Here is a 13648-nt window from a genome sequence, read left to right on the forward strand (position 1 = left end):
TACTACAGTTTTCCGTTGAGACCATTATAAATCATCTGAAGCGCCAGGAAAGTGATTACTACGCCAAAGACTATACGTAACCATTTGGTATTGGCTTTCACCAGCAGGCGCGAGCCCCCGAAAGCGCCCAGCAACACGCCCAGCACAACCGGCATACAGAGGCCGGGGCTGACATAACCACGTTGCAGGTATACCACGGCGCTGGCAGCGGCGGTAACACCGATCATGAAATTGCTGGTCGTAGTGGACACTTTAAACGGAATCCGCATGATGTTGTCCATCGCCAGCACCTTCAGTGCGCCGGAACCGATACCCAGCAAGCCGGACATCACACCGGCGAAGGTCATCATAAAATAACCGCCTGGTACATGCCGTACTTTGTAAGACACCACTTCCCCTCCGGAAGGATAGGTCCCGTTCAGCCTCAGGTCACGCGCCAGTTTACTGACATCGTCGTCAGAAATGGCCTCCGACTTTTTGCGAAAAGACATCAGCGCTGAAAAGATCAGCACGCAGCCAAAGATAATAGCCACCACATTGGTAGGGATGAAGACCGCTATCAGCGCTCCCACCACGGCCCCCGTGGTAGTGGCGATCTCCAGGAACATGCCCAGCCGGATGTTGGTGATCCCTTCCTTGACATAAGCAGAAGCAGAACCGGAAGAGGTGGCAATAGACGCGATCAGGGCGGTACCAATCGCATAGCGGATGTCAACGTGGAAACCGAGTGTCAGCAGCGGAATGATCACCACACCGCCTCCCAGCCCGGTAAGCGACCCCAATAGCCCCGCCAGAAAGGCCCCGGCGAGCAGGATCAATGTAAATGATAAAATCGTCATAAGATGGTTGGTTGGTTTAGATCGACAATTACAGGCAAAAAACAGCCTTCAATGGCCAATGTTGCAAAAGTAAGCAGAATATGATTCCCACAATCCGTAATCTATAAGTAACTTGCAGCCGAATACTTAATTTCTCTATATGATAAAGGTGGGTGCGTATAACCTGTTAAGGGTTAAAAAAGAAGCCGATTTCGGCGTATATCTGGAAGGTGTGGACCAGGAGATACTGCTGCCATTGCGGTTTGTGCCTAAAGGCACCAAAATAGGCGATGAACTGGAAGTTTTCCTGTACCATGATTCTGAAAACAGGCTGATCGCCACTACCCAGAAGCCTTATGGCATCGCCGGCGATATCGTGAACCTGAAAGCCGTCAGCACCACCAAACAGGGCGCTTTCCTGGACTGGGGCCTGATGAAAGACCTCTTCGTGCCACAGTCGCAACAGCTGACCCGCATGGTGCCCGGACAGGAATACCTCGTTAAAATATATATCGACGAACTGACCGGCCGCCTCGCCGCCACAGAGAAGATAGACCGCTTCCTCAGCAATGAAAACCTGACCGTAAAGGAAATGGACCCGGTCACCCTGGTGGTGTACCGCCGTACCGACATCGGCTATGTGGTGATCATTAACAACCAGCACACCGGTATCCTCCACCACAACGAACTGTTCCGCACGGTGGAAGTCGGCGATAAACTCAAAGGCTTCGTCCGCAGCATCCGGGAAGACAAAATAGACGTAGTGCTGGGCCAGCCAGGCTACAAGCGCGTGGAAGACGAAGGAGAGAAAATACTCCGCCTGCTGCAGGAAAACAACGGCTACCTGCCGTATCACGATAAATCCACCCCGGAAGAAATACAGGAGTTCTTCGGTATGAGCAAAAAAACGTTCAAAATGACGATCGGCAACCTGTATAAACAACGGAAGATCATCTTCACACAAACAGGTATTAAAGAGGCGGACGCTACGGAGTAACCGCCTTCACGATCGGGAAACTGATCAGAAACGCTGTGCCTTCTCCCGGACGGCTATCTACGTGGATCGTTCCTTTATGGTTAAGGATGATGTTCTGGGTAGCCGTCAGCCCAAGGCCGGTACCTTTGGTCTTACTGGTAAAAAACGGTTCAAACAGTTTCGCCAGGTTCTCCTGCGGAATGCCACTACCGGTATCGCTTATACGAACAAACACCTTGTCCTGTTCATGCCAGCTCTCTACCTCCAGCGTACCATCACCCGCTTTCATAGCCTCAATGCCGTTGATAATAATGTTCAGCAGGGCGATGATCAGCTTATCTTCATCGGCCATCACCTGCTGGTCCGGCTCCCGTAGTTTTTTAATCACCCGGATATCATTCAGCTGCATACGGTCCGCCGCCAGATGAATGGTCTTTTCTATCAGCACGTTGAGGCCCTGCGGCAGCATATTCAGTTCAGACATACGGGTAGACTCCAGCAGCTCTGTCACCAGCTGGTTGATACGGTGACAGTTCCGCTCCATGATATCGAGATATAACTGGGAATCGGCCGTCTGCGGCATTTCAGATGTTTTTAGTTCAGATACGGCCAGCAGAATGTTCGTCAGCGGATTACGCACCTCATGCGCGATCAGGCGGGCTATTCTCCCCGTAATAGCAAACTTCTCCTGTTGCTGCTTTTCCTGTTCCTTTCTTTTACGCTCTGTAATATCCTGGATGATACAGAGATACAGCTGCTTCTTCTCATCCAGCAACGATGCGTTCACTACCACATCCAGCTGCTGCCCCTGATAGGTGCGGAACCTGAACTCCTGACTTACCACGCCCTCCTCGTTGCATAGCTGATCTACAAATGCCTGTATCTGGCTTTCATCTGCAAACAGCGCACCGAGGTGACTCTTATACAGTGAAGTTTCTTCATAGCGCAGCAACCGGATGGCTGCCGGATTGGCCGCCACAATACGATGCTCGCAATCGGCCAACAGAATAGCGTCGTTGGACTTTTCAAAAATGCTGAAATATCTTTTTTCACTTTTCTCAATCACGTTGAGATGCGTGAATTTATCCAGTGTATAACGAATCGCACGTTCCAATCCCACTGCGGTAATTTCGCTTTTTACGAGATAATCCGCGGCACCGGCCTGCATGGCTTCTTTATCGATGTGATAATCTCCCTTACCGGTAAAAAGAATAACCGGGGCTTTATAACCCAGGTTGCGGAAATGATGCAACACATCAATACCGGTATGTGCGCCCAAACGATAGTCAACCAGGTACAGATCGTGCCCCCGGGTTTCGATAATAGCCAGCGCTTCACTGTAGGAAGACGCCCACTGTAAAACATACTCGTTGGGCGAAATGTCCTGCAGTAAAGCGTTCACCAGGAAAAAATCATCCTCGTCGTCATCGATCATCAAAATGTGTTTCTTGCTGTTAATAGCCATAGATGATGGTATAGTTCCACTTTTTCCTTCAAAAAATATGTGCCAATATACATCAGGTATCGATATGCGCATCAACATCTTTCAGCACTACGTTCCTGCGGGGAAGGAACCAGGCAGGTACGAGGGTTACCAGCAGGATGATCAGGGAAATATGAAACCCTTGCCGCAGTGCCAGGTGGTGCGCCCGCATGGAGGTTGCACCGGCCAGCACATGGTTGTTGTAAGCCGTCTGGGTAATAATAGCAAGCACAGCAATTCCAATCGCCCCGCCTACCTGTTGCATCAGGGTGCTCAGGGAAGAAGCCATGGTAACCTCTGACGGCCGTACCGAACTGAGGGTAGCGGCATTCAGCGGCGCCAGCAGCAGGCCCATACCAAGCCCCCTCACCGTCATGGCAGTGATCACCGACCAAATGTTGCTGCCACGGTCCAGCACAGCGAAAAGATACATGGAAGCCGCCAGCAGCATAATTCCCAGCATGGATATTTCCCGGGAGCCGTGTTTATCAGACCACTTGCCGGCAAACGGCATCAGGGCAGCCATGAAAACGGAATTGGGCAGTATCAGCAGCCCCGATGCGCCTTCTGAATAACCCATTTGTTCCTGCAACAGGAAAGGCATCAGAAACAGCCCGCCAAACAAGGCAGCCGCCCGGGAAATGGTGACCAGTATACAACTGACGAAAGAATAGTTTTTAAACAACTGAAGGTCGATAATCGGCGCCTGCTGGCGGCGGTCCAGCAGGATAAAAAATAGCAGCGCCACCACCGCTATCCCCAGGGTCACCAGTATTTCGGGAGAAGTGATACCCAGCACCTCGGCGCGGGCCACCCCATATTGCAGACACACCAGGAAGATGGTCAGGAAGGTAAAACCCAAAAGGTCGAAAGGAAGTTTTAACTTAGGCTGGCTGCGCAGCACATTCAGGTATCTGAAAGACAACAACACCGTAATGACGCCTATCGGCAGATTGATATAGAAAATAGAAGGCCATCCGAACTGCTCTGTCAGGATACCACCCAGTGTAGGCCCGATGGCCGGCCCTACCAGGTTGCCCAGTCCCCACCAGCCTAAAACAGCGCCGCGTACCCTGGCGGGAAACACATAGGAGATAATGGCCATGGAAGTGGGCGCCATGGCGCCGCCGCCTAACGCCTGTACCACGCGGCCTACCAGCAAAGACGGCAGGGTGGTGGACAACGCGCACAATAACGATCCGAACGTAAACAGGGAAATAGCGCCGATATAAAGATTAAAAAAGCCGATGCGGTTTTTCAGCCAGTTGGTAAGGGGCATGAGCACGGAGAAACTCAGCATGTATACAGTGATCACCCATTCTATTTCGCTGAGTGTACAATTGAATTGTTTACTCATAACGGGCAGGGATATATTAACAATGCTGGAGTCTATCCCCGCCATGGTGGTACCCATGATGATCACAATCAGAATACCGGTCCTGTTGACGTCTCTCATACGCGGTCTTTCATCATAAAGATAAGCTGAGCTTTAGCGACCAGCGGATTTAGCGGATTGCAGTTGATCATCAACAAATAGGTGGCCAGTTCCGACAGTTGCCAGTCTGTTTCCATTTCTCCACCGTCTTTAAAACAATATATTTTGTGAAAGTTATAGCTGACAGGTATCTGCAGGGAGGCACAGGCATGCATGGCCCTGTCCAGTGGCTCCTGTATCATAGCAGGATTATCATATCCCAGCTCCTGCATGATTTCGCTGGCGGTATACAACAGGGGCGGATTTTTCAGTTGTGAAATTCTCTCAGTGGCAATCACTTCTTCCAGGTAATCAAAAAGTTTAAGCATGACCATTCTCATTTAGTTGTGAAAGTTGCTGAAACAGTTCTTTTTCCTTGTCGGAAAGATTCTTGGGAATATGCACGATCGCTTTAATGTACAGATCGCCGGCAGCGCCTTTATGGTCATATGCCGGCATGCCTTTACCTTTTAAGCGGAATACCTTGCCGCTGTCTGTGCCTGCGGGGATGTTCATGCTCAGCGAAGCGGCAGGCGTAGGTACGGTCAGTTTACCGCCCAAAATGGCCGTATACAGGGGCAACGGCACTTCGGTATGAATATCCTGTCCTTTCAGTTCGTATGACGGGTGGGCGCCCAGCTGGATAGTGATCAGCAGGTCTCCGGGCGGGCCTCCCTGGCGTCCGGGCGAGCCTTTTCCCTTGAGGCGGATCACCTGGCCTTCCTGCAGCCCGGGCTTCAGTTTGATGTTCAGCCGGCTGCCGTTTACCTCCACCTGCCTGGTGGCGCCGTTGTAGGCATCTTCCAGCGATACCTCCATGGTGGCCTGTGCATCCCGCCCGTGGGCCGGACCCTGCTGCCGCCGGCCGCCGCCGGAAAAACGGTTACCGAACAACTGCTCAAAGAAATCGGAAAATCCACCCTCTCCGCCAAACATGTCTTCCATATTGCCGGAATAGGTGTATCCACCGCTTTGTCTGCTACCGCCGTACTGCGACCAGTCGAAATCTTCCGGACGGCCGCCGTGCTGCTCGTAATACTTGTAGTTTTCTCCGAACTGATCGTATTTCTTGCGCTTCTCTTCGTCGCTTAGCACTTCATACGCTTCATTTATCTCCTTGAACTTTTCCTCAGCGGCTTTGTCCCCCTGGTTCTTATCAGGATGATATTTTACCGCGAGTTTCCTGTACGCCTTTTTGATCTGTTCTGCTGTTGCTGTCTTCTCTACACCAAGTATCTTGTAGTAATCTTTTACGTCCATAAGTATACAACATGTGATGATTGAAACTTGTTCAGGAGTTAAGAATGGCCACAAGAAATATACCGGAAAAAAATGACATTTTACAGGGAAGTGCCAGCCTTTGTTCCTGCTGCCACCAACGCGGCGGCGGCCCGTGCAGCCACCACGGTAACGGCAATACGCAATTTCCCGCGGCCATCATCCGCTGGCTATTGCCTTGAACAGTGCTGCAGGGTATGATACGTTGTCTGCGGGGGATAATCGCGCCGCAATCACCGGGCTTCAGCCCTGGGGCAGCAGTAAATTCAGCTTCAGTTCATCGATAATGTACTGCAGTGTTTTCTGCGCCTTTACACTGTTGCCCGATTTGTCCAGTGGCGGGGCAAACACCGCAATAGCCATCTTACCGGGAGCCACGGCGATCATACCGCCGCCTACGCCGCTCTTCGCAGGCACACCGGCATGGTATATCCATGAACCGGTGTTATCGTATAGCCCTTCTGTAAGCATGGTAGCCAGGATGCGCGGACAGAGCGCAGCATCGATCACTTTCTCGCGGGTGACGGGGTTTATGCCGCTATTGGCGAGCGTACCGGCCATGATGGCCAGGTCACGCGTACTGGAACCGTAGGAACAGGCACGGGTGTACAGGTCTACCGCCTCGCTGACATCGTCATAAAAACGGCCATAAGAATACAACAACCACGCTATAGCCCTGTTATGCAGATTGGTGGCTGTCTCAGAAGCATACAGCTGCTGGATGACCGATAAGCGCCGGGAAGCAAACCTGGCCATCATATCATCGATCATCATCCATTTGGCCGCACTGCTAGGCGCCCTGATAAAACTGTTGGTCGCCATGGCGCCGGCATTCACAAGCGGATTGACCGCCCGCTGCGGGTCCAGCTCCACCGCCATCACAGAGTTGAAGGGCATCCCGGTAGCGTTAACGCCGATACTGTCTTCCACCGCCCTGGCGCCCCGCTGCTGCAAGGCCAGCGCCAGTACAAATACTTTCGAAATAGACTCAATACCGAATTCATATTTACTGTCGCCCAGCTCCAGCACTTTCCCGTCGGCCGTACAAATAGCGATGCCATACAGCTCGGGGTCTACATTTGCCAGGTAGGGAATGTAACTGGCGTTAGCACCGCCACTGCTGCTTTTGAACTGGTGATAGGCCTGCTGCATGACTTCGCGGATGCGCTTTTCGGAAGGCATCGTCTTTTTCTGCGCGTCACTGTACCCCCAGCAGCACAACATGCCTGCCAGCAAGCATAATAATTTTCTTTGGGTGAAAGATGTCAGCACTTCATGTAGCGGCATGATAACGGATTTTGGGTTTGCGGCGTACCTGCATCAGCCCGGATGGCTGATCTGCGCGCTATTAGAACATCCCCAAAACGGATAAAGTTCAAACATGGCCGTTATTTTTCTGTAGTGGCGCCATAGAAAGGCCACCCGGCAACAAAAAGACCAGGGTCAACACAGGGAAAACAAAAGGAACCATCAATCCTCCGAAGAACAGGGAGAAGCCGCGTCCAGTATAGCATAAGCCTCCAGCAACGCCTGCACTTCCAGGACCATCCTGGCCAGGCTTCTCACCTCCGCCGGCGTAAGCAGCATCATCACATGATCTGCAGGTAAAGGCAGACAGATACTTTTCTCATGCTCCTGGTAAAGCGGGTCGCTGTTATCAGATAAACGGACTACCATATCAGCGAAACAAAAAAATTCTTCCGGGGCCAGGTTAACAACACTGGTACCAAAGGCCATCTGAATGCCTTTGCAATGAGCGCAGCGAATAACATATCCATTGCCGCCATGATATAAAGTCTGATAATTACACATAAGCTTTTTGCGGTTAGTGCCTCCAGCGACCGGGGAACCGGCCGCTGTCAGGACTTTTATTCATCACTCGTTATGGAAAAATGAGGTTACAAACAACAGATACCTTTCTCTTCTCTATTATGTATAGCAAATACGCCGAAGCATCTTGTCATACCAAAAGTACACCGCCGCATACAACTAGTGCTGACGGATCAGGAAAACGATTTACGCAAAAAGGAAAGTTTCATTAACATTTTTTTAGCACCCGCAAAAAAAGCGCCCGCTGTAAACACAGCGGGCGCAGGGGTTTCATAGGGTGTAATATTGAAACTATTGCAGGACAAACCTACATCATAAAATAAGAATGCATTTATCGGATCAGGAAAAAAAATAAGTTTCCTATTTATTCTGTCGTAAACACGATCCTCTTTGCATTGATGCCGGCCACAATGCCGTAACCGTTCACCACATTGGTATATACCGTCGCCGGCTCAGTGATCAGCACGCCGCCGTTCCCTATCTGCGCATCCGACGTGCGGAAATATTTGTAGCCGCCGCATGTAAGCTCGCTGACTTCCACCATCATGCGCGTGGCGTTAATGGGATATTCCGTTTCCAGTACAAAGTTGACCGTTTTACCGTCAAAGCGCGCATCATCCATGATCAGGCTGGCATAGTGGGCATTGGTGATAACGTCTATCAGGTTGTTGTTGAAAGCCGGGTCCAGCCGGAAATTACGCATCGTATCAGGCCGGTCGCCGGGACCGCATGTAAATACACGCACTTTGTAATAATCCCGCGCACCCGGCCGGTCTTTCAGGGTGAAAACAACCCGTGTGCTGCTCCGCTGCGCGGCCGCACCGGAAATCTCCGGCGCCGGTGGCAGCGTATCCTTTGCAGTAACCGGCGTAAGTCCGGGAGCTGATGCATTTATCGTATATTCGTTACCGTTAGATATCTTCTCTTTGGAAACGAAGTAAGTACGTCCTTTGATGGTTTGTTGTTGTACAGCGCTCATAGCGATGCCGTTCTGCAACAGCGTCACCTGTGCATCGCGGATTTCCGCGAAACCGCTTTCATCATACACATTGGCCGGTACACTGCGGGTAATACGGATATACGCCACACTGTCCGGTTGCAGGAGACTGTTGACCACAATCTTGTCACCCTCATATTTCAGCTGTATATTCACGCGCTCTTCGCAGGCGGACAGTAAGGTCATTAACAGTATACCATATACGAAAAAAGATCTCATACACTGTGTTTTTTAGAATTTGATCGAATAGGTAATGCTGGGCAGGATAGGCATCACCGTTACCTTTGACAGGTAACGCTGCTTCTCCTCTTCGTCCCGTTTCATATAATAGAGGAATGGGTTCTTCTGGTTGTACACATTATACACGCTCAGGTTCCAGCTCTTGCGCCAACGCTTTTTCTGTTTGGAATACGTGATCCCCACATCCAGGCGGTGTACATCTGCTGCACGATAGTTGTAACGCCCGTCATAACGGTCCAGCGCCACGTCTCCGCCGTTGCCCGGGTCCCAGGGAGAAGGTGTGCCCACGCCCTGGTAGCTGGATACCGGCAGTGTCAACGGCGCACCGGTGGTATAATGCCAGGAAGCCGAGGCTTCCCACCGCTTACCGATCCGCTGGGTCAATACGATTTCCACATCGTGGCGGTGATCGTATTTATAAGGGAAGATGCGCCCCCTGTTGATATCCGGAAACTGCCGTGTACTCCACGCCAGCGTATAGCCGATCCAGCCGGTGGTGGAACCTTTTTGTTTTTTGATCATCGCCTCGCCGCCATAACTCCAGCCTTTACCGATCACCACATTCTCATCCCAACGCTCCAGGTTTTCGGTGATCGCCGTGTTATTGTTCGAGTATTCGATCATGTTATACATGGTCTTATAATATCCTTCCAGCGTGAATTCAAAAGCATTGTTCATACTGGTTTTCGCGATACCTGCCGCTACCTGCCGGGAATACATGGGCGCCACCCGTTGGGTGGAAGGTACCCACACATCTGTCGGCAGGGAAGTCCCCGCGCTGGACAGCAGATGAATATACTGGTTCATATGCGTATAAGACGCTTTCACCGCCCAGTTGCGCGGCAACATATATCGTAGTCCTACCCTTGGCTGCAGGGAATGATAAAAACGGCCTTCCACCAGGAAGCCGGAAGTATGCACGCCCAGGTTGGCATACAGGTTTTCCGTCAGCCGCCAGTCGTCTTCCAGGTACAATAACATCTCGGTACCACGTATATCCAGCCCGTTCTTACCGGTGTCCAGCGGCACCACGGGAATGGCCCCTTTGTCGGACATATCCATCAGCCCCGGTTTAAAATAATGTGCGGTAACCGCTGTACCAAAACGGAACGAGTGATTGGGCGAGGGGCGGAAATCAAAATCTACTTTCAGTCCCAGGTTTTTCATCCGCGAAAAATATTTCCCATACAGGTCAGAAGCCTGTCCGGTGGCGGGCATTTTGGATTTGAAGTTATATTCCGTCCGGAAAGCGTACTGGGAGTAGTTAAGGCTGACATTGGAAAAAAGGCGGGTACTGTAAATATGGTTCCAGCGCAGCCCGCCGATGGTATTACCCCATCCCAGCTGGAAACGGCTGCTTTCTGTGACACGCCCTGCGGCATCCGGCAATGCGGTATCCGGTACCGATTTAATCCGCAGGTTATCTTCCCCCTTATACAGGCTCAGGTAAATGCGATCTTTCGCCGAAAAAATATGGTTGATTTTTGCATTTACATCATAGAAATACGCGAGCAGGGCGCCGCCTCTCCCGAAATCACCATCCGTCCGCAGCGTGGCATTGTATAGCAGGTCGGGATACGACCGGCGGGCAGAAACGATAAAGGATGTTTTATCTTTTATGATTGGTCCTTCCACGTTAAACTTGGCGGAGATCATCCCGATAGCCACGTCGCCGTGGTAGTGCCGCATATCACCGTCTTTCAGAGAAATATCCACCACGGATGACAGGCGCCCGCCGAAGCGCGCCGGGAAAGCGCCTTTATAGAGGTCTGCTGATTTTACCACTTCCGCGTTGAGCAGGGAGTATACCCCGAAGAAATGGGAGAAGTTAAACACCGGTGTGCCGTCCATAAGGATGAGGTTCTGGTCAGGGCTGCCGCCTCTCACATGCAGGCCGCCGGCGCCATCCATACCACCGCCTACGCCGGGCATGGATTGCAGGGTACGCATCACGTCCGCTTCTCCCAGCAGTTTGGGCATAGACTGTACTACTGCCAGCGGCAGATGTACCCGGCTCATCTGGGTCTGGTCCTGCAGTTTGGTTTTATCGGTAGCGCTTACCACCACTTCCTGCAGGCTGGCCAGCGGCTGCAGGGGTACCAGCAGTATCCTGTTGGCCTGCCCTTCCACCGGCAGCAGCGCAGGCTCATAGCCAACATAAGATACAATCAGACTGTTGGTATCTTTTACCGTAGTCAGGCTGAAAAAACCGTATTGATTGGTAGTAGTTCCCTGTTTGAGTGTGGGGGCATAGATAGTGGCGCCGGGAAGCTTTTCACCGCTGACCGCATCCTGTACGTAACCGCTGATAGTGCGGGTGGAGCGTTTCACCTGTTGCAATACCAGCTGGTCTCCCACGCGGGTAAAACGGATATCTTCAGGCGCAAACAGCTGCTCCAGCAGGCTTTTGAGCCGCTGTTGGTATGCTGTGACGGTAACTTTCCGGGACAAGTCAACAAGTTCTCTGCTATATGAAAAGTGGATACCATACTCTTTCTCCAGTATTTCACATACCGCCTTCAGAGGCTGGTCCTTTACTACCACTGTGACTCTTGTTTGCCAATCCCACCCTGAAACTTTTAACGGGGAACATAACAATAAACATAAGATCCCCGTCAGCAGTTTGCCGGCTAACGACATAATTTTAATGAATGACTTTGTTATCGGGATATAAGGAAGACATCACCTGCAACAAATGATGAATAGCGAACCCACAGGGAGATCTGCTACAGAAAATCTCCCGGCAAGTTCGCTAAATGCCATAGGTAGTGCCTACTTTAATTTATATTGTCTTTCACTTGTTTTCTCCCACGATGCATTGAGCGTCATCGCCAGTGCGTTCATTACCTCGTCTATACTTTCACCATTAAAGGTAGTGCTGACGGTCAGTTTCAACAGCGCGGTATTTTCCAGTTCCACTTTTACGTCATACACCTCTGTGATGGTTTGCAGTACTTCCTCCAATGGGGTATCGTGAAAAGCAAGTGATTTTTTCTCTATATCAGCTATGTGTGTCGCAATACGGAAAGCGGGGCGGAGACTATCATGCCGCAGCAGCATGCCTTGTGTAAGCACTACGCTGTCTGCCTTGTCATGATCGATCACCATCACTTTACCGCTTGCCACATGCACCGAAACGGCTTGCCGGCCGGGCATATAATGTACGGTAAAGCGGGTGCCCAGCACCTTTATTTCTGTATGGCCCAGCAACACCACAAACGGCTGGCCGGCGTTTCCGGCCACATCGAAGGTAGCCACCCCCTGCAGGCTCACGGTCCGGTTACTGTTATTATAGCCTTTGGCCAGTTCCAGCCTGGAATCCGTCATCAGCTGCACACTGCTGCCGTCCGGCAGTTGAGCGGTGGTCGGTCCGGCAAAGACAGCTGAAGGCTGTTTTCCTGTCAGGAACCACCATCCGGCACCCAGGGCTATCAGTAATACCGCCGCCACTTTCAGCAAGGTATAAATAAAACCGGACTTGCGGGCAGGTACTTTCTGCACCTGTTTCGGTACGGCATACGCCCGTTGTGGCGTCACATTCATTTTAGCATACAACTGCTGCCAGGAGTGATCTGTTTCCACCGGCACCGTTACCGCCTGATCAGCGGCCGTTTGCAGCACTTTACCCAACGACGCCAGTAATCTGGCATTGCCGGTATCGTCCTGCAACCAGGCTTCCACCCAGGCACGCTCCTCCATATCCGCTTCATTCAGCAGATACTTGCAAAGCAAGGTATACAGTGCCTCATCAGAATAGCTTGATGTCATGCGCAGTTGTACGTTTTTTATCAGGTCTGCCTTAGTCGGCTGCCCATATAAGTAGACGCATGGAAAATTGTGCTTCCCCTATGCGCCCTCTATAATTTTTTAAAAAAATAAGCCAGTTAACAACGGCAGGTATTCCTTCAGTTCCTGGTGCAGGATACGAAGGGCCTTGCCCATGTGGTTCTCGACTGTCTTTACGGAGATGTCAAGGGTGGCCGCAATTTCGGCATATTTCATCTGTTGCTGGCGGCTCAGGACAAATACCTCCCGGCATCTTTCCGGCAGCCTGTCCAGCGCCTGCTGGTAAAGCCTTTCCAGTTCGCGGGCCTGGTCGGTGGCCTCTGTGGCTGTTTCCCGTATAGTACTGTAGTGGGTCTCCCTGTCCACCCTGACCGTTTCCTTACGCCACTGGCTGATAGCGGTATTCCGGATGGCAGAAAACAGATATGCTTTCACCGGCCCGGTGATAGTGATACTATCCCGCTTTTCCCAGAGTCTCAAAAACACTTGCTGTACGACCTCCTCTGCCGCATGGGAATCTCCCATATAGTGAGTGGCAAAGGCGACGCATTGCGCATGATTTTCCCGGAACAATGATTCGAATGACTGGAGTTCCAACATGATGAGGCACAAATATAACTATGATTTACATGATTTCTACTGATTCGCCTGCGGAGTAAATATGAATTATGCCAATTTTTTGTTATATTTTTTATAAAAAGATTTTTTGGGGGATACCGCCAGTGGGTATGATCCCCGGTAAACAGTGATATAAAAATCCACACAG

Annotated in this window: 12 protein-coding genes; 1 reads left to right on the top strand and 11 read right to left on the bottom strand. The window is 51.2% G+C overall.

Annotation, left to right across the window (positions count from 1 at the left end; all coding sequences use genetic code 11):
- Positions 1 to 2: 2 nt before the first annotated feature.
- Positions 3 to 839 carry a sulfite exporter TauE/SafE family protein gene (locus B5D63_RS11755; RefSeq protein ID WP_078668998.1) on the bottom strand — a complete coding sequence of 279 codons (837 nt, stop codon included), beginning with the start codon at positions 837 to 839 and terminating at the stop codon, positions 3 to 5.
- Positions 840 to 978: 139 nt separating this feature from the next.
- On the opposite strand from B5D63_RS11755, the gene B5D63_RS11760 reads away from it, so the two are divergent.
- Entirely contained in the window at positions 979 to 1815 is an 837-nt protein-coding gene (locus B5D63_RS11760) for a CvfB family protein (protein ID WP_078668999.1), read from the top strand.
- Here the strand turns inward: B5D63_RS11760 and B5D63_RS11765 are convergent.
- The 10 genes from B5D63_RS11765 to B5D63_RS11810 form a co-directional block, all read right to left on the bottom strand.
- On the bottom strand, positions 1805 to 3259 hold the full coding sequence (locus tag B5D63_RS11765) for a hybrid sensor histidine kinase/response regulator (protein ID WP_159455992.1): 1455 nt from the start codon (positions 3257 to 3259) through the stop codon (positions 1805 to 1807). The genes B5D63_RS11760 and B5D63_RS11765 overlap by 11 nt on opposite strands.
- Before the next feature lie 52 nt (positions 3260 to 3311).
- The gene (locus B5D63_RS11770) at positions 3312 to 4733 is read right to left on the bottom strand and encodes a DHA2 family efflux MFS transporter permease subunit (protein WP_078669001.1); all 1422 of its coding nucleotides are present in this window, start codon (positions 4731 to 4733) and stop codon (positions 3312 to 3314) included.
- Positions 4730 to 5080 carry a damage-inducible protein D gene (locus tag B5D63_RS11775; RefSeq protein WP_143312881.1) on the bottom strand — a complete coding sequence of 117 codons (351 nt, stop codon included), beginning with the start codon at positions 5078 to 5080 and terminating at the stop codon, positions 4730 to 4732. The genes B5D63_RS11770 and B5D63_RS11775 overlap by 4 nt, the downstream gene beginning before the upstream one ends.
- Positions 5073 to 6011 carry a DnaJ C-terminal domain-containing protein gene (locus B5D63_RS11780; RefSeq protein WP_078669003.1) on the bottom strand — a complete coding sequence of 313 codons (939 nt, stop codon included), beginning with the start codon at positions 6009 to 6011 and terminating at the stop codon, positions 5073 to 5075. The genes B5D63_RS11775 and B5D63_RS11780 overlap by 8 nt, the downstream gene beginning before the upstream one ends.
- Before the next feature lie 261 nt (positions 6012 to 6272).
- On the bottom strand, positions 6273 to 7316 hold the full coding sequence (gene glsA, locus B5D63_RS11785; protein WP_200816991.1) for a glutaminase A: 1044 nt from the start codon (positions 7314 to 7316) through the stop codon (positions 6273 to 6275).
- 183 nt (positions 7317 to 7499) lie between these two features.
- Positions 7500 to 7841 carry a DUF6686 family protein gene (locus B5D63_RS11790; protein ID WP_143312882.1) on the bottom strand — a complete coding sequence of 114 codons (342 nt, stop codon included), beginning with the start codon at positions 7839 to 7841 and terminating at the stop codon, positions 7500 to 7502.
- A 382-nt stretch (positions 7842 to 8223) separates the two neighbouring features.
- Positions 8224 to 9075: a DUF4249 domain-containing protein gene (locus B5D63_RS11795; RefSeq protein WP_078669006.1), complete on the bottom strand. Its 852-nt coding sequence runs from the start codon at positions 9073 to 9075 to the stop codon at positions 8224 to 8226.
- A gap of 12 nt (positions 9076 to 9087) precedes the next feature.
- Positions 9088 to 11640: a TonB-dependent receptor gene (locus B5D63_RS11800; protein ID WP_159455993.1), complete on the bottom strand. Its 2553-nt coding sequence runs from the start codon at positions 11638 to 11640 to the stop codon at positions 9088 to 9090.
- A 228-nt stretch (positions 11641 to 11868) separates the two neighbouring features.
- Positions 11869 to 12864: a FecR domain-containing protein gene (locus tag B5D63_RS11805; RefSeq protein ID WP_078669008.1), complete on the bottom strand. Its 996-nt coding sequence runs from the start codon at positions 12862 to 12864 to the stop codon at positions 11869 to 11871.
- Between the two features lie 99 nt (positions 12865 to 12963).
- The gene (locus B5D63_RS11810) at positions 12964 to 13482 is read right to left on the bottom strand and encodes an RNA polymerase sigma-70 factor (protein WP_078669009.1); all 519 of its coding nucleotides are present in this window, start codon (positions 13480 to 13482) and stop codon (positions 12964 to 12966) included.
- Positions 13483 to 13648: the final 166 nt, after the last annotated feature.

The sequence above is a fragment of the Chitinophaga eiseniae genome (assembly GCF_900167135.1).
Taxonomy (GTDB): domain Bacteria; phylum Bacteroidota; class Bacteroidia; order Chitinophagales; family Chitinophagaceae; genus Chitinophaga; species Chitinophaga eiseniae.

Bases quoted from the DNA above. Each gene is read 5' to 3' on its own strand.
- B5D63_RS11755 (WP_078668998.1), bottom strand. From the start codon at position 839: ATGACGATTTTATCATTTACATTGATCCTGCTCGCCGGGGCCTTTCTG.
- B5D63_RS11760 (WP_078668999.1), top strand. From the start codon at position 979: ATGATAAAGGTGGGTGCGTATAACCTGTTAAGGGTTAAAAAAGAAGCC.
- B5D63_RS11765 (WP_159455992.1), bottom strand. From the start codon at position 3,259: ATGGCTATTAACAGCAAGAAACACATTTTGATGATCGATGACGACGAG.
- B5D63_RS11770 (WP_078669001.1), bottom strand. From the start codon at position 4,733: ATGAGAGACGTCAACAGGACCGGTATTCTGATTGTGATCATCATGGGT.
- B5D63_RS11775 (WP_143312881.1), bottom strand. From the start codon at position 5,080: ATGCTTAAACTTTTTGATTACCTGGAAGAAGTGATTGCCACTGAGAGA.
- B5D63_RS11780 (WP_078669003.1), bottom strand. From the start codon at position 6,011: ATGGACGTAAAAGATTACTACAAGATACTTGGTGTAGAGAAGACAGCA.
- glsA (WP_200816991.1), bottom strand. From the start codon at position 7,316: ATGCCGCTACATGAAGTGCTGACATCTTTCACCCAAAGAAAATTATTA.
- B5D63_RS11790 (WP_143312882.1), bottom strand. From the start codon at position 7,841: ATGTGTAATTATCAGACTTTATATCATGGCGGCAATGGATATGTTATT.
- B5D63_RS11795 (WP_078669006.1), bottom strand. From the start codon at position 9,075: ATGAGATCTTTTTTCGTATATGGTATACTGTTAATGACCTTACTGTCC.
- B5D63_RS11805 (WP_078669008.1), bottom strand. From the start codon at position 12,864: ATGACATCAAGCTATTCTGATGAGGCACTGTATACCTTGCTTTGCAAG.
- B5D63_RS11810 (WP_078669009.1), bottom strand. From the start codon at position 13,482: ATGTTGGAACTCCAGTCATTCGAATCATTGTTCCGGGAAAATCATGCG.